Origin of the sequence: Dyella sp. C11 (genome assembly GCF_003121485.1) — a bacterium.
GTDB lineage: Bacteria > Pseudomonadota > Gammaproteobacteria > Xanthomonadales > Rhodanobacteraceae > Dyella.
Map to the genome: position 1 here is coordinate 1 of NZ_QAVX01000013.1, position 14,450 is coordinate 14,450.

16 protein-coding genes are annotated in these 14,450 nt (G+C 61.7%); 11 read left to right on the forward strand and 5 right to left on the reverse strand.

Translation table 11 applies throughout. The features are described 5' to 3' along the window. Positions 1-61: 61 nt before the first annotated feature. Both DK366_RS13025 and DK366_RS13030 read right to left on the reverse strand, forming a co-directional pair. Positions 62-265 (reverse strand): hypothetical protein, encoded by a 204-nt coding sequence (locus DK366_RS13025; RefSeq protein WP_109125992.1) that lies wholly within the window; start codon positions 263-265, stop codon positions 62-64. Beyond that, positions 265-723, reverse strand: a complete 459-nt coding sequence (locus DK366_RS13030; protein WP_109126089.1) for a PA2169 family four-helix-bundle protein — start codon at positions 721-723, stop codon at positions 265-267. The genes DK366_RS13025 and DK366_RS13030 overlap by 1 nt, the downstream gene beginning before the upstream one ends. A gap of 242 nt (positions 724-965) precedes the next feature. On the opposite strand from DK366_RS13030, the gene DK366_RS13035 reads away from it, so the two are divergent. Beyond that, entirely contained in the window at positions 966-1,196 is a 231-nt protein-coding gene (locus tag DK366_RS13035) for a hypothetical protein (RefSeq protein WP_109125993.1), read from the forward strand. Here the strand turns inward: DK366_RS13035 and DK366_RS13040 are convergent, their stop codons facing one another. After that, the gene (locus DK366_RS13040; RefSeq protein ID WP_109125994.1) at positions 1,197-1,574 is read right to left on the reverse strand and encodes a response regulator; all 378 of its coding nucleotides are present in this window, start codon (positions 1,572-1,574) and stop codon (positions 1,197-1,199) included. Positions 1,575-1,733: 159 nt separating this feature from the next. Here DK366_RS13040 and DK366_RS13045 point away from each other — a divergent pair, with 159 nt between their 5' ends. The 7 genes from DK366_RS13045 to DK366_RS13075 all read left to right on the forward strand — a co-directional run bounded on the left by DK366_RS13045 (position 1,734) and on the right by DK366_RS13075 (position 7,530). Continuing rightward, positions 1,734-2,594, forward strand: a complete 861-nt coding sequence (locus DK366_RS13045; protein ID WP_109125995.1) for an STAS domain-containing protein — start codon at positions 1,734-1,736, stop codon at positions 2,592-2,594. Positions 2,595-2,598: 4 nt separating this feature from the next. Beyond that, on the forward strand, positions 2,599-2,961 hold the full coding sequence (locus DK366_RS13050; protein ID WP_109125996.1) for an STAS domain-containing protein: 363 nt from the start codon (positions 2,599-2,601) through the stop codon (positions 2,959-2,961). Beyond that, positions 2,958-3,359: an anti-sigma regulatory factor gene (locus tag DK366_RS13055; RefSeq protein WP_109125997.1), complete on the forward strand. Its 402-nt coding sequence runs from the start codon at positions 2,958-2,960 to the stop codon at positions 3,357-3,359. The genes DK366_RS13050 and DK366_RS13055 overlap by 4 nt, the downstream gene beginning before the upstream one ends. Continuing rightward, positions 3,350-4,366 (forward strand): ATP-binding protein, encoded by a 1,017-nt coding sequence (locus DK366_RS13060; RefSeq protein WP_109125998.1) that lies wholly within the window; start codon positions 3,350-3,352, stop codon positions 4,364-4,366. Before DK366_RS13055 ends, DK366_RS13060 begins: the two co-directional genes overlap by 10 nt. Then, positions 4,359-5,234, forward strand: a complete 876-nt coding sequence (locus DK366_RS13065; RefSeq protein ID WP_109125999.1) for an ATP-binding protein — start codon at positions 4,359-4,361, stop codon at positions 5,232-5,234. The genes DK366_RS13060 and DK366_RS13065 overlap by 8 nt, the downstream gene beginning before the upstream one ends. Then, the gene (locus DK366_RS13070; RefSeq protein WP_109126000.1) at positions 5,221-7,158 is read left to right on the forward strand and encodes a response regulator; all 1,938 of its coding nucleotides are present in this window, start codon (positions 5,221-5,223) and stop codon (positions 7,156-7,158) included. The genes DK366_RS13065 and DK366_RS13070 overlap by 14 nt, the downstream gene beginning before the upstream one ends. A 186-nt stretch (positions 7,159-7,344) precedes the next feature. Further along, positions 7,345-7,530, forward strand: coding sequence for a CsbD family protein (locus DK366_RS13075; protein WP_109126001.1), 186 nt, complete (start codon positions 7,345-7,347; stop codon positions 7,528-7,530). A 54-nt stretch (positions 7,531-7,584) separates the two neighbouring features. On the opposite strand, the gene DK366_RS13080 is transcribed toward DK366_RS13075, so the two are convergent. Next, positions 7,585-8,370: a hypothetical protein gene (locus tag DK366_RS13080; protein ID WP_198651543.1), complete on the reverse strand. Its 786-nt coding sequence runs from the start codon at positions 8,368-8,370 to the stop codon at positions 7,585-7,587. Positions 8,371-8,392: 22 nt separating this feature from the next. Continuing rightward, positions 8,393-8,674: a hypothetical protein gene (locus DK366_RS13085; protein WP_109126003.1), complete on the reverse strand. Its 282-nt coding sequence runs from the start codon at positions 8,672-8,674 to the stop codon at positions 8,393-8,395. A 269-nt stretch (positions 8,675-8,943) separates the two neighbouring features. Between DK366_RS13085 and DK366_RS13090 the strand changes: the two genes are divergently transcribed. From DK366_RS13090 to ligD, 3 genes are all read left to right on the forward strand, one after another. Then, positions 8,944-10,767, forward strand: a complete 1,824-nt coding sequence (locus DK366_RS13090) for a CHASE3 domain-containing protein (RefSeq protein WP_198651544.1) — start codon at positions 8,944-8,946, stop codon at positions 10,765-10,767. Positions 10,768-10,858: 91 nt separating this feature from the next. Then, positions 10,859-11,782: a Ku protein gene (locus tag DK366_RS13095; protein WP_109126005.1), complete on the forward strand. Its 924-nt coding sequence runs from the start codon at positions 10,859-10,861 to the stop codon at positions 11,780-11,782. 21 nt (positions 11,783-11,803) lie between these two features. After that, positions 11,804-14,377 (forward strand): DNA ligase D, encoded by a 2,574-nt coding sequence (gene ligD / locus DK366_RS13100; RefSeq protein ID WP_109126006.1) that lies wholly within the window; start codon positions 11,804-11,806, stop codon positions 14,375-14,377. The last annotated feature ends 73 nt before the right edge of the window (positions 14,378-14,450 follow it).

Genomic DNA, 14,450 nt, shown 5'->3' on the forward strand with positions numbered 1-14,450 from the left:
TACTGATGCGCCGCCCACCGTGATCTACACGCGTGAGATCGTCGGCAGCGTCCGATGGGTATCAGAGACCGCGCGGGAACGCCCGCCGCTCACCGATCCCGAGCCGCCCCCGGCGCCCATACAGGACCCGGTCCCGCCGCCGGACCAGCAGCCACATATGCTGTGAAAACAGCTGCGGCAGCGCATCGGGAACACGACCCGGCTGGATGACCATGCATCCGGCCGGGTCGTCATCCGCTGCGTCGTTGTGCAGCGGCAGCACCATCAATGGGTTCCCGGTCGAATGGCGTGCTTGATGGCGCTCATCTGGTCATGGCCTTGGCGTACCGAGGTATAGGCCTGCTGGATGGATTCGCGCGCCGACAGGGACAGCTTGTCGTCCTTCAAGGCATCATCGTACTTCGACTTGATGTGATCTTCGCCACGTTCCACTTCATCGATCACGGCCTTGTCGCCGCGGCTCAGGGTGTTGCGCAAACCCACGAACACGCGATGCGCGGAGGCGAGCACGGTGCCGTCGTCTGCGGGTTCGCCACCTTCGCGGCGAACGGCCTCACGCAAGCGGGCGGCCACCTGGCGACGCTCCATGGCGCGCGCAAGGAACAGGTCGCGGAACTCCACGCTTTCTGCGTCTTTTGCGGCTTCGGTGTAGCCGTCGACGCTGTCGATGGTTGTCTCGATGAGTCCATTGAGTACATGAATTTCGTGAGTGTGTTGGCTCATGGCGGCAACCTCGCTTTTGAAATGAGGCTTCACCATCAATGCGCATGCGTGATCGGGCTGCCGCGCAAATGTAAAGAGGCGGCTTTCGCGTCATGAGTCGCGCGTTGCATTTGGCTGGCGTTGTGGCTGATGAGTGCTTGCCACGCTGCATCACGTCGTGGCGACACGACCGTGACGCGTTCGTTCGCACGTTGTCGTTACACAGGCGCGAGTGGTGCACGCCAGGACAGCATGGATCGCCCATGACGAAGAATCGCGAAAACCTCGACAGCGACCTTGAGCGCTTGAACGGATATGCACAGGCATTGGCGCGCAAGTATCCCGAGCCCCCCGCGTTCTGGCAGGAATTCTCGGGGCTTGCGGAAGAGGTGCTGCGCAATGCGGCGCGCGAGGATCACGACTGGGTGTTGCAGCGCATTCGCCACATGGTGGCTGCGGTGGGCATGGGTGGCCCGCCGCCGATGATGTCCTGATCAGGCGGCCGCAGGCGTCGCCGTAGCTTCAATGGCGGCGAGCAGCGCCCGGCGGTCATATGGCTTGTTGAGGTAATGCCCGCCGGAGGCCAGCCACGAAGGATCGGGAAAGGCTTCGCCTGACGTCAGCAGTACGCGCAGGCCAGGATTGGCGAGGCGTGCGATGCGTACCAGTTCCGTGCCTTTCATGCCGCCGGGCATGTTGATGTCGGTAAACAGCAGGTCGGGGTGGTTCTGCTTCAGCCACTCACTGGCTTCTTCACCACTTGACGCCACGTGCACGCGGTGCCCCTCCGTTTCAAGCAGAAGGCTGGCAATGGTGCGGATGCCGTCGTCGTCCTCGACGAGAAGGATGCTCAGTGTTCGGTCGAGGCCCATGATGATCTTTCTATGTTGACGCCCTTGGTAACCGATCCGTTTAAGTGGTCGAGTGTCAAGGACGTGTCAAATTCCGCAGCGTCTGCACGATTTTTTCACCAGCTATTCCCAAGCAAGCCGCGTTCCCTGATGATGAATGGAATCTTCGTGGAGACGCACATGGCCATTCTTCAGCAGGCGACCATCGACGCCATCAAGCAAAACGAGTCGGCCTTGCTGGCCAGCTGGATCGAGAATCTCGGCGATGGCGGCTCTCTAAACGACAGCCGCATCAGTCGTGAGGACGTCAGTCGCCAGGCCAGGGAGTTCCTGAGTCTGCTCGTGACGGCTTCGGCCAACGGCGATGCCGCGGACCTGACTCGCTCGGAGTGGCTGGATTCGCGCCAGTTTCTGGAAGCGCTGTCGCGCAGCCGCGCCATGCAGGGCTTTGATTCACAGCACACTGCGCATTTCATCTTTTCGTTGAAGCGGCCGTTGTTTGATTTGCTGCAGAAGGCTTACGCCGCCGATCCGCGCGCGCTTTCCAGCGAGCTGTGGATGATCTCCGAACTGCTCGACACGTTGGGCATGCACACCATTCGCTCCTTCCAGAAGTCGCGCGAAGAAGTGATCCTGCGCCAGCAGGAGGAGTTGCTGGAGCTCTCCACGCCGGTGGTCAAGCTGTGGGAAGGCGTGCTGGCCTTGCCGATGATCGGTACGCTGGATTCGCAGCGCACGCAGGTGGTGATGGAGTCGCTGCTGCAGCGCATCGTCGAAACCGGCTCGGAAATCGCCATCATCGACATCACCGGCGTGCCCACGGTGGACACCTTGGTGGCCCAGCATCTGCTCAAGACGGTGACCGCCATTCGCCTGATGGGTGCGGATTGCATCATCAGCGGCATTCGTCCGCAAATTGCGCAGACCATCGTGCATCTGGGTCTGGATCTGGGTGGCATTGTCACCAAGGCCAACCTGGCCGATGCGCTGGCCCTGGCGCTCAAGCGTTCCGGCCTCACCGTGACGAAGGCGGCCGGTTAACGCCATGGACCGCATTCCCATTCTGCGCATGGGTGAGTTTCTGCTGGTCACCATCCAGGTGGACATGCATGACCAGCTCGCTCTGACCTTGCAGGACGATCTTTCGACCAAGATCAACGAGATCTCGGCCAAAGGCGTGCTCATCGACATCTCCGCGCTGGATATCGTCGATTCATTCATCGGTCGCATGATCAGCATGATCTCGGGCCTGTCGCGCATCCTCGATGCGGAGACGGTGGTGGTCGGCATGCAGCCCGCCGTGGCCATTACGCTGGTCGAGTTGGGGCTTACGCTGTCGGGCGTGAGCACGGCGCTGGATGTGGAGCGCGGCATGAAGCTGTTGCGCGAACGCGTGCGGAGCCTATGACCACGCGCAGCGGAACACATGCCATCCGATCCGAGCAGGATGTGGTGCTGAGTCGCCAGGCCGTGCGCAAGCTGGCGATCGAGTGCGGCCTGCGCCTGGTGGACCAGACCAAGCTGGTCACCGCCGTGAGCGAGCTGGCCCGCAACACCGTGATCTACGGCGGTGGTGGCGACATGGATTGGGAGCTCGTGGAAGACGGCGGCCGCAAGGGCGTGCGGCTGGTATTTCGCGACGAAGGCCCCGGCATTCCCGATATCAAGCAGGCGATGACCGATGGCTGGACGTCCGGCAATGGGCTGGGGCTTGGGCTGACGGGTGCCAAGCGCCTGGTCGATCAATTCGACATCCAGAGCGCGCCAGGGGAAGGTACGCGCGTCACCATCACCAAATGGAACTGACGCTGCAAGGTGATCTGGGCTGCGCCATTGCGATGGACGAAGCAACGCAGGTCGGACAGGCGCGTCGCCGGGCTCTGCATATTGCCGCGGATCTAGGTTTCGACGAGAGCGATGGTGGGCGTGCGGCATTGGTGGCGACCGAGCTTGCCACCAATGTGATCAAGCATGGCCACGGCGGGTTTCTCTACTTGCGCAGCGTGCCCGGACGGCAGTCGAAAGGCGTGGAGGTGGTAGCGGTCGATCGCGGGCCGGGCTTTAATCTCGCGTCCTGCCTGCCGGATGGATTTTCCACGCACGGCTCACAGGGTATTGGGCTGGGGGCCGTGGTGCGCCAGGCGCAGGTGATGGACGTCTACTCGGATGCGCGTGGCTCCGTGGTGCTGGCCCGACTTTTCCCTCGCCAGCATGCCGACAACGACATTCGTTTTGGCGTGTCCCAAACGGCCATGCACAGCGAAACGTTTTGCGGCGATGGCTGGGCGTTCGCCATCCATGGCGACATCCTGTCCGCGATGGTGGTCGACGGGCTGGGCCACGGCGAGGCTGCGTCGCGCGCCGCCGAGGCAGGCGTTGCCGCCTTTGTCGAAAATCCCATGGCCGAGCCCTCATCGCTCATGGCTGAGCTTCACCAGTCCATGATGGGCTCGCGGGGCGGCGCCGTGGCGCTTGCCAGAGTGGACATGGCGCGCGGAACACTGCGGTTTTCCGGCATCGGCAACATTTCAGCCAACCTGGTGGGGGCTGCATCGATGCGTGGGCTCGCATCGCACCCCGGCATCGTCGGCGCGCAATTCCGGCGCGCCCAGGCCTTTGATTTCAGCGATATCATCGGGCAGTTGCTGATCATGCATTCGGACGGTTTGCAGTCGCGCTGGCGGCTGAGTGATTACCCCGGATTGCTCATGCGCCACCCGGCGGTGATTGCTGCCGTGCTGCACCGGGACTTCAACCGGGGCCGCGACGACGCCACCGTGATGGTGCTAGCCCTGGAGCGCAAGCATGTCTGATCCCATGGAGCCCATGGCCAAGATGCAGGAAGAACTGGAGCGCTTGCGCGTCGAGGCGGAGTCGCTGCGCGCGGAACTGGATGAAACCAATCAAGGCGTCGTCGCGCTTTACGCCGAGCTGGACAAGCAGGCCGAGCAGCTGAAGGAAGCCTCGGAGCTCAAGAGTCGCTTCCTTTCCTACATGAGCCACGAGTTCCGTACGCCGTTGGGTTCCATTCTCAGTATTGCGCGCCTTCTGTCCGACGAAATGGACGGGCCGCTGACGCCCGAGCAGCACCGGCAGATCAAGTACATTTCCTCGGGCGCGCGTGAACTGAGCGACATGGTGGACGACTTGCTGGATCTGGCGAAGATCGAGGCGGGCCGCATCACCATCTCGCCGGCGTGGTTCGACATGGTGGACCTGTTTGCGGCGCTTCGCGGCACCTTCCGGCCGATCGTGGAGGCGACCGAGGCTGATCTTGTCTTTGAAGATCCTGAAGACATGCCGCGTCTCTACACGGACGACCGCAAGCTGTCCCAGATCCTGCGCAACTACATTTCCAATGCACTGAAGTTCACCCCGCGTGGCACGGTGCGCGTGTCGGCCCACATCCATGGCGAACATGAAGTGTGCTTCGCCGTGCGCGACACCGGCATCGGCATTCCCGAAGACCTGCAGCAAGACCTGTTCAAGGACTTCAGCCAGCTGGACTCGCCCTTGCAGAAGCGGCTGCGTGGCACCGGCCTGGGCTTGTCGCTGTGCAAGCGCTACGCGGAATTGCTAGGCGGGCACGTGGGCATGGAAAGCAAGCCGGGCGAGGGTTCGGTGTTCTTCGTCATTCTTCCGCACACGCTTCCGGAGGCGGTTGCCCATGCCGAGTCATAGTCCGTTGCTGATCGTCGACGACAATGCCGCCACGCTTTACTCCATGCGTCGCGTGCTGGAACGTCACGGCTATCCTGTCAAGGAGGCCGGCACGGGCGCGGAAGGCTTGGCATTGCTCGCCAGCGAGGCGTTTGCAGCGCTGATACTCGACGTGAACCTGCCCGACATGAGCGGCTTCGACATCGTGCGCCACTTGCGCAGCGAGGCGGGCACTCGGTTGCTGCCGGTGATTCACGTGTCGGCTGCGTCGATCGAAACGGGCGATCTCATCACGGGCCTGGACGCGGGTGCGGATGCGTACCTCATCCATCCCGTGGACCCGGATGTGTTGCTCGCCACGCTGCGAACCCTGCTGCGCGTGCGCAGCGCGGAAGATGCGCTGACAGAGAGCGAGGCGCGTTTCCGCGAAATCTTTTCCAGCACCGTGGCGCCGATTGCCGTGGTGGACCAGCGGCTCGCCATTCATGAGGCCAATGCAGCCTTCGCTCGCCTGCTGTATGGCGCCGAGAACGAGGGCTCGTTGCTGGCGTCCTTTGAGTCGGGGCAGGAGGATGCGCTGGAGCAGCTGCGTACGCACCTGGCCGAGCGCAAGCGCTGGCGCGGCACGGTCTCCATGCGGGTTCGGGATGCGGTGCGGCGTATCGAGTGGCGTGTCGCGCCTTATCGCGCGCCCGACCTCGGCCTGGTCTTCGTGGAAGACGTTACCGAGCAATGGAGGCGCGAGCAGCGTCACGAGGCTGCACTGGCCTCGGTGAATACGCAGTTGGCCCAGGAAATCGCCGAGCGCGAGCGCACCGAATCGCAGCTGCACCAGGCGATGAAGATGGACGCGCTGGGCAAGCTTACCGGCGGCATCGCGCATGACTTCAATAACCTGCTGACGACCATCATCACCGGCATCGACCTGATGAGCCGCCACGTGTCCGAAGGGCGTATCGAAGGCGTGCAGCGCTTTGCCGACATGGCGTTGGGTTCGGCGCGTCGTGCCGTGTCGCTGACGCATCGCCTGCTTGCATTCGCGCGTCAGCAGCCGCTTGATCCCAAGCCGGTGGACATCAACCAGCTGTTGCGTTCGCTCAATGATCTGCTGCGCCGGACCATTGGGGAGCACATTGCACTGCGTTTCGAGTTGATGGACGACATCGGTATCGCCAAGGTCGACGCCAATCAGCTGGAAAACGCCATCATCAACCTGGTGATCAATGCGCGCGACGCCATGCCCAACGGTGGCGAGATTCGTGTGCTTACCTCCACGACGCGTCTTCATGGCGATGGCGAGCTGCCGGACGGCCGCTATGTCCAGGTTGCCGTGATCGACAACGGCTCGGGCATCGAGCCGGATGTGCTTGAGCGCGTGTTCGAACCGTTCTTCTCGACCAAACCCATGGGCAAGGGCACGGGTTTGGGCCTTTCGATGATTTACGGTTTCTCCCGGCAATCCGGTGGGCGCGTCACCATTTGCAGCCAGAAGGGCGTGGGCACGGAAGTGCGGCTGACGTTGCCGCAAGGCGAGCCCGAGCACGAAGAAGAGCTGGAGGAGTCCGCTGACTGGGCGCAGGGCCAGGGCGAGAGCGTGCTCATCGTGGAGGACAACACGTCGCTGCGCGCACTCGCGCGTGAGCTGCTTTCCGATGCTGGTTATCGCTGCATTGAAGCCGAGGACGTCGATGCGGCGCTACGCGTGCTGCGCGGCGATGTCGCCATTCATTTGCTCCTGACCGATGTGGGCCTGCCGGGCATGAATGGCCGGCAGTTGGCGGAGGCGGCGCGTGCTTGGCGCCCCTCGTTGCCGATCCTGTTCATGACGGGCTATGCAGAGAGTGCGTTGGCCGGCGATGAGTTGCTCGACGAGGGGATGGATATCCTTATCAAGCCGTTTGAGATTGATCAGCTGCTTACCAAAGTGCGCGGGATGCTCGACTGACCGCATCCCGAATCAGTATGCGTTGCGCACGTCGCCCGCATGCGTTTTTGCCGTCGGGCTAACATCTAGCGCACGTTAAAAAGCAGGATGTACAGCTGCCTTCGGCCTTTCTTCTAATTTCACAGTGCGGGCACCTCGCGATTCCTAAAAACGTCACGTCGCAATCCGGCGACGCTGGAGAACGTTATGGATAAGAATCGCGTAGAGGGTACGAAGCACGAGATCAAGGGCGCCATCAAAGAGGGCGTCGGCAAGGTAACGAATAATCCGGTCAAGGAAGCGGCGGGCAATCTCGAAAAGAACGCCGGCAAGGTTCAGAAGGAAATCGGCAAGGAACACGATCGTCAGCGCGATTACGACAAGCACCACTAATCGCAAATCATTAGGGATGGCGGCGCACGGCAGGGCGCCGCTTCCCTCCTTGAATCAGCCCGGACCCAGCTCGCGAAGCACGCTTGCGCAGCGCACGCTTTCAGCGGCTATCCGCTCCAATAGTACATGCATCGATTCGTCCTGCTTCGCGCAGGGCATGTCGAGCGCCAGGTCGGTGAGCAGCACGATATTGCTCAGAATGTTGTTGGCGCGATGCACGGTGCCTGGGGCGTCGCCGGTGTGGCCATGCTCCGTGGTGCCGCGCTCCATGCCCAGGATCAGCCAGCACAGCAGGGGCCATAGCATGAGTCGCACTTCGGCGAGCACGGAAAGCGTTTCCGCCACGTCAACGTTGTCGTGTGTGAAGTAGACGCCCAGCGAGCCAAACCGGACAGGTCCTTGTTGCAGGGCGACCATCGCCCCGCCTGTAATGCCGCGATTGGCCAGCCACGGGTCGGCACCCAGTAACGCAAGTTCAAGCGCGACGGGTGAGGGTGCCGAAAGCGCGTGCTCGCTGGCGCTGCCGTGCAGCGGGAAAAGCTCGCGGGAGACCGATTGCATCGAGGTTCCATGCGTCCATGCTGCAGCGCCGTGCGTGCCAGTGTCGTTGATGCGCAACACAATGCATGCTTCGGCGCCCAGTTGCTGGCAAATCATGGCCAGCAGCCATTGCATGGCTTCGGCGGCCGAAGGGTGGCCGTAGGCTTCGCTCATCCATCCGGGGATGGCACTGGTGAAGCTCGACGGCGGGACGCTCATGGCTTGCCTGCAGTCACCCGGATCGGTGACGGGGGAGATGGAATCCGGCGTGCGGTAACGTTCTACGGATGACGTATCCAAACAGTGTTTCCAGTTTCATGCTTTACCAGCGCAGACGTGCCCTTGCACGTGCCGCGCACTCGCCGACATGGACACCCGCCCAGGCCACCGCAAAAGCCAGGGGTAGCACGGCAAAGCGCAGCGGGGGAGCAAGCAACCCGCTGCTGGCCAGCAAAATGCCAGCCAGCACCAACAACAGGTCGGCGCGCAACCGGCGCTTTTTGCAGTCGGCGACTTTCCGCAGATAAATGGCCATGGCTTCGTCGAACGCTGCTCGTTCCACGGCCGACGTGATGCTGCGTTCCCGTGTGGCCAGCGTGCCCATGTGCCTTCCCCCAGCTTGGCGCCTGTGCGGCGCGTGAAGGCATGTTACCGGCAGCAAAGGTGATGACGGGATCAAGGAATCGTGTGTACGAGATTCAGCAAGGAAAACAGGCTGTTTTCATGATTGACAGCGATTCCGGGGCGGAGAGAATCTCGTCGTTGGCGTTATGAAAAAGTGAGGCCGGTGCCGGAGGGCAAGGCGGTACGGCTTCAATGATGGGCTGGGTGGCACCAGGGGACTCAATGGCATCGGTAATGGGACCTTCGCGCATGCGGCGCGGCATTGTGGGTGGCTTTGCGCTGCTTGGCGTGGCGTGCGTGCTGATCGTGCTGGCCGTGGCGTCAAGCTTTCGCGCCGAGCGCTGGGTCGAGCATTCGCTGGAATTGCAGCAGAGCACCTGGGAGCTCTTCAGTCTTGTGCAGGATGCTGAGACTGGTCAGCGTGGTTATCTGCTCACAGGCGATCGCACGTATCTGACGCCGTTTCTCGATGCGAAAACGCAGCTTCCGGAGCGTGAAGCCAGGCTGCGCAGCATGGTGGCGCTGAGCCCGGAGCGGGAAGCTCAGCAAACCCAGCTGTTCAATCTCATTGCTTCCAAGATGGACGAACTCGAGCGCACGGTGCACCTGCGTGATGCGGGTGAGATGGATGCTGCGTTCGCCGTGGTGAAGGGTGATGCCGGCCGGCAATGGATGGTGCAGATCCGCAGCATCGTCACCAACATGGATCGAGCCGAGCAGCAGATGTTGCGCCAACGCACGGCTGCCATGGATCAGCAACGTTTCCTGCTGATGATTGCCGTGATCCTGGCCATCGGCATGGCCAGCGCGCTGACCTATATGGTGATACGCGAGGGTCAGCAGCACGCCACGGCCTTGCGGCACTCCGTTCATGCACTGGAGCAGGAGATTGGCCAGCGCGAAGACGTTGAAGCGCAACTGCGCCAGGCACAGAAGATGGAAGCCATTGGGCATCTCACCGGTGGCGTGGCGCACGATTTCAACAATATGCTCGCCATCATCATTGGCAATCTGGAGCTGTTGTTGCGCCGCCTGCCTGAAGGTGATGCGCGCCTTCAGGGGCCTGCCAACAACGCATTGAATGGCGCCGTGAAAGCCGGCGAGCTCACCCGTCAGCTGCTGGCCTTTGCGCGACAACAGGCATTGCAACCCAAGCCGACCGATATCAATCAGTCCATTCGCGACATGTCGGCACTCTTGCGTCGCTCGCTGGGCGAAAGTATCCGTATCGAAACGGTACAGGCCGGTGGCTTGTGGCCGGCATTTGTCGACCGGGCGCAGCTGGAGAGCGCGCTGATCAACCTTGCCGTGAACAGTCGCGATGCCATGAATGGCAGCGGCAAGCTGACCATCGAAACGGCCAATACGGTGCTCGATCGCATCTATGCGCAGCAGCACGTGGAAGTCACTGCCGGTCAATACGTGATGGTGGCAGTGACCGACACCGGTGGTGGCATGACGGCAGATGTGATGCAGAAGGCGTTTGATCCGTTCTTCACGACCAAGGAGCTGGGCAAGGGCACCGGCCTGGGCCTGAGCCAGGTGCACGGATTCATCAAGCAATCGCACGGCCATATCAAGATCTACAGCGAGATCGGTGTCGGCACGACGGTAAAGCTGTATCTGCCGCGTGACTTCTCCGAAACGTTGGACGAGGAATCGTTTGACCGTCGTGAGGACGAGCAACCTGCGCGTCACAAGGTGCTGGTGGTGGAAGACGATCACGATGTCCGGGTTTTTGTGGTCAACGCCTTGCGCGAAATCGGCTACACCACCGTTGACGTTCCCGGCGCCGAGGCGGCGTTGCATGCGATGGACGAACACCCCGATATCAAGTTGATGCTGACCGATGTAGTGATGCCCGGCATGAACGGACGCCAGTTGGCGGCCCGGGCGCGAGAGATGCGGCCCGACCTCGTCGTGGTGTACATGACCGGCTACACGCGCAACGCCATCGTGCACAACGGCATCCTGGACCCTGGTGTTCGCCTGATCAGCAAGCCGTTCACCCTGTCCGAGCTGGGCCGTGAACTGGCCACGGCGATTCGCGAAGGAACGGGCGAACGCGTTTAGCCAGCTATTTGCAGTTGCCTTCACGCGTGACTCACTACGGGCTCACGCGCGAGGGCTTTTGCTCGTGTTTCGTCCTTTCAGGAGCCCTGTCATGGCTCGCCCCATCTGGACTGGAACGCTGTCATTTGGCCTGTTGAATGTGCCTGTGTCGGTGATGCCGGGAGAGCGTCGCGTCGACCTGCATTTCCGCATGCTCGACAGTCGCAGCAATACGCCGATCCGCTACGAGCGCGTCAACGCCGACACGGGCGAGGAGGTGCCATGGAAAGACATCGTCAAGGCCTACGAGTACAAGAAAGGCAGCTACGTGGTGCTGAAGCCGGAGGACATCAAATCCGCGTCGCCGGAGGGCCGGGAGGCGGTTGAGGTGGAAGCCTTCGTCGATGCGGCGTCCGTGGGTCCCGAATACTTCGAGAAACCTTATGTGCTGGTGCCCGGCAAGAAAGCCGAGAAGGGTTATGTGCTGCTGCGCGAAACGCTGCGACGTACGGGGAAGATCGGCATTGCGCGCGTGGTGATCCGTACGCGTGAATACCTGTCCGCCGTGATGCCCAAGGACGACAGCCTGCTGCTGGTGTTGCTGCGCTATCCACAAGAACTGGTGCCTGTGGACGATTACACGCTACCCAGCGGCAAGCCTGCGAGCTATCGCATCAGCACCAAGGAATTGCAGATGGCTGAGCAGCTGGTCGAATCGATGGCTGGCGAATGGGCGCCGGGTGACTACCGCGACGAATTCCGCGACCGCCTGCACAAGGTGATCGAAAAACGCATGAAGTCCAAGGGCCTGGTGACGCCCGTGGTCGATGAGCCCGAGTCGCCCGAAGACGCCAGCACCAACGTGGTGGATTTCATGGCGCTGCTGCAGAAAAGCCTGGCAAGCAAAAGGCGCACGCCGGCCAAGAAATCGACTTCGCGCGCCAAATCAGCAGGTGGCGCCACGCGCAAGCGTGCGGCAGCGAAGAAGACCGCAAAGGCAGCGACCAAGAAGCGCGCCTCACGTCGTACGGCCTGACGACGTCGGACGTCTCGCCCCATGTCATTGCGCGAATATCGTCGCAAGCGGAATTTCTCCCGGACTGACGAACCTTCCGGTTCGCCTGGTGCCGGTGGAAAGCGCCCCATCTTCGTCGTGCAACTGCATCACGCGCGGCGCCGCCATTTTGATTTCCGCCTGCAGGTAGGCAAGGTGCTCAAGAGCTGGGCCGTTCCCAAAGGCCCCAGTTTTGATCCGGCGGTGAAACGGCTGGCTGTCGAGGTGGAAGATCACCCGTTGTCGTATGCCGATTTCGAGGGCGACATTCCCGAGGGCAACTATGGCGCAGGGCACGTCGATCAGTTCGATCGTGGTTTGTGGGCCAGTGATGGCGACGTATCTGCACAGCTACGCAAGGGGCACCTGGAGTTCACGCTGTACGGCAAGCGATTGCACGGGCGTTGGCATCTGGTGCGAAGCCATCGAAAGGAGCGGCAGCCTGCGTGGTTCCTGATCAAGTCGCAAGATGAATACGCCGGTGATGTGGAGGCTGATGACTTGCTTGATACGGCCATGCCGGCTTCCAGAAGGTCGGCGGCAGGGAAGGTAGCTTCCAGGGCGGCGACAGCGAAGAAGGCGGCGACGAAAAAGGCAGTCAAAATGACGGGAAAGACTGCGACAAAGGCCGCTGCTGGCCGAAAATCAGTCTCACTGAAAGGCATCAAAAAACGTCACGCAGAAACCATTGATGCGGGTTTCTTTCCACCAGCGCTCACCCAGCTTCGCCATGCGTTGCCCGAAGGCGATGACTGGCTGCACGAGATCAAGTGGGATGGCTATCGCATTCTCACGGCGGTAGCCGATGGCGACGTGCGTTGCTGGTCCCGCAATGCCCTGGAATGGACCGACCGCATCGCTGACATTGCCGATGCCGTACGCGCATTGGGATTGAAGTCGCTTCGCCTGGATGGCGAGCTCGTCGTGATGGATGGCGGGCGCAGCGATTTTGCAGCGCTTCAGAAGACGCTTTCCGGCGAGCGACGCGGGCATCTGGTCTATATGGTGTTTGACGTCCTCCACGTGAATGGGCAGGACGTGAGCCAGGCTCCTTTGATCGAACGAAAGGCCTTGCTCAAGAAGATCATCGGTTTGCCGAAACGCGGCCGAAACAGCGTGCTTGGTTACAGCGACCATGTGGTCGGCCACGGCGAGGACATGCTCGCCATGGTGATGAAAGAGGGCCTGGAAGGTGTGGTCTCCAAGCGCACGTTATCCGCGTATCACGCGGGTCGCAGTGGCGACTGGTTGAAGATCAAGCGGCTGGAAAGCGATGAATTTGCCGTGGTGGGCTATACGCCGGGCAAGGGCAGTCGTGAGGGCTTTGGCTCGCTATTGCTGGGCAGGCCGGGATCGAAGGGTGGCTGGGACTATGCCGGTCGCGTGGGTTCCGGTTTCAGCGATGCACAGCTCAAGCAACTGGGTCATGCGCTGGCCGGCCTGAAGGGCGGTTCGCGACCCACCGTGCACGAAAACACTATCGATCCCTTGTTGCGGCAGGCGCGCTGGATCAGGCCGCAGGCTGTCGTCGAGGTCTACTATCGCGGCATGGGCGGCAATGGCCTGCTTCGCCAGCCCAGCCTGAAGGCTCTGCGTGAGGACAAAACCGTGGCCAGTCTCCATCAGCCGGATCGCCCTGCGCGTGGCACGGCCGCGTCGCGCAAAAGCGCACCGGGCAGTGCGTTGAAAGATGCGCCGGTCATTCGCGGTATCACCATCACGCATCCGGAGCGCGAGGTATATCCGGGGATCACCAAGCTGGATGTGGCGCGCTACTACGACACGGTGATGGACTGGTTTCTGCCTGGCGTGCAAGGCCGCCCGCTTTCCATTCTGCGTTGTCCGGACGGTACGGAAGGTACGTGTTTCTTCCAGAAGCACCCGATGCCCGGCATGAAGCATGTGAAACAGGTTTCGATCAAGGAGAGTTCAGGCGCGAAGGGCGTCTATCTGTGTCCCACGGACGAGACATCCATCATCGAACTGGTGCAGTTCGGCGTCATCGAGTTTCACCCCTGGGGCGGGCTGGCCGCTACGCCCGACAAGGCCGATCGTGTGGTATTCGATCTTGATCCGGCTGACGATGTCAGTTGGGAGCGTGTTGTATCCGCGGCACGCACGACGCGACGTTTGTTGAGTCAACTGGGCCTTGAGTCCTTCGTGCGTACAACCGGCGGCAAGGGTCTGCATGTGGTCGTGCCCTTGCGTCCTTCGGCGGCATGGGCCGAAGTAGAGGTGTTTGCAAAAGCGTTCGCCATGTCGTTGGCGGGTGCGTATCCCGATGAGTTCGTTGCCGTTGCCAGCAAGGCGAAACGGCGTGGCAAGATATTTTTCGACTATTTGCGCAATGGGCGCGGCGCTACCAGCGTGGCGTCCTATTCCTTGCGTGCCCGCCCCGGCGCACCTGTTGCGGTGCCGTTGCGCTGGGAGGAGCTGGGCAAGCTGGAGAGTGGAGCTGCATTCGATCTCGCGCGAACGGTGGCTCGGCTGAAACGCCTGCGCGGCGATCCATGGAAAGCGATGAATGAGCTGCGACAGAGCCTTGCCCGAGCCCTGAAATCCGTTGCTTCTCAGTGATGCCCCGGCTTTTGCCGTGGGTTGTTCTGCGGCTCGTGTGGCGTGCGCTCGTTTGGCTGTGACTTGCCTTTCG

Coding starts and splice junctions, on each gene's coding strand:
- DK366_RS13095 (WP_109126005.1), top strand. CDS start 10,859: ATGGCTCGCCCCATCTGGACTGGAACGCTGTCATTTGGCCTGTTGAAT.
- DK366_RS13060 (WP_109125998.1), top strand. CDS start 3,350: ATGGAACTGACGCTGCAAGGTGATCTGGGCTGCGCCATTGCGATGGAC.
- DK366_RS13055 (WP_109125997.1), top strand. CDS start 2,958: ATGACCACGCGCAGCGGAACACATGCCATCCGATCCGAGCAGGATGTG.
- DK366_RS13030 (WP_109126089.1), bottom strand. CDS start 723: ATGAGCCAACACACTCACGAAATTCATGTACTCAATGGACTCATCGAG.
- DK366_RS13045 (WP_109125995.1), top strand. CDS start 1,734: ATGGCCATTCTTCAGCAGGCGACCATCGACGCCATCAAGCAAAACGAG.
- DK366_RS13070 (WP_109126000.1), top strand. CDS start 5,221: ATGCCGAGTCATAGTCCGTTGCTGATCGTCGACGACAATGCCGCCACG.
- DK366_RS13085 (WP_109126003.1), bottom strand. CDS start 8,674: ATGGGCACGCTGGCCACACGGGAACGCAGCATCACGTCGGCCGTGGAA.
- DK366_RS13040 (WP_109125994.1), bottom strand. CDS start 1,574: ATGGGCCTCGACCGAACACTGAGCATCCTTCTCGTCGAGGACGACGAC.
- DK366_RS13050 (WP_109125996.1), top strand. CDS start 2,599: ATGGACCGCATTCCCATTCTGCGCATGGGTGAGTTTCTGCTGGTCACC.
- DK366_RS13065 (WP_109125999.1), top strand. CDS start 4,359: ATGTCTGATCCCATGGAGCCCATGGCCAAGATGCAGGAAGAACTGGAG.
- DK366_RS13075 (WP_109126001.1), top strand. CDS start 7,345: ATGGATAAGAATCGCGTAGAGGGTACGAAGCACGAGATCAAGGGCGCC.
- DK366_RS13090 (WP_198651544.1), top strand. CDS start 8,944: ATGCGGCGCGGCATTGTGGGTGGCTTTGCGCTGCTTGGCGTGGCGTGC.
- ligD (WP_109126006.1), top strand. CDS start 11,804: ATGTCATTGCGCGAATATCGTCGCAAGCGGAATTTCTCCCGGACTGAC.
- DK366_RS13025 (WP_109125992.1), bottom strand. CDS start 265: ATGGTGCTGCCGCTGCACAACGACGCAGCGGATGACGACCCGGCCGGA.
- DK366_RS13035 (WP_109125993.1), top strand. CDS start 966: ATGACGAAGAATCGCGAAAACCTCGACAGCGACCTTGAGCGCTTGAAC.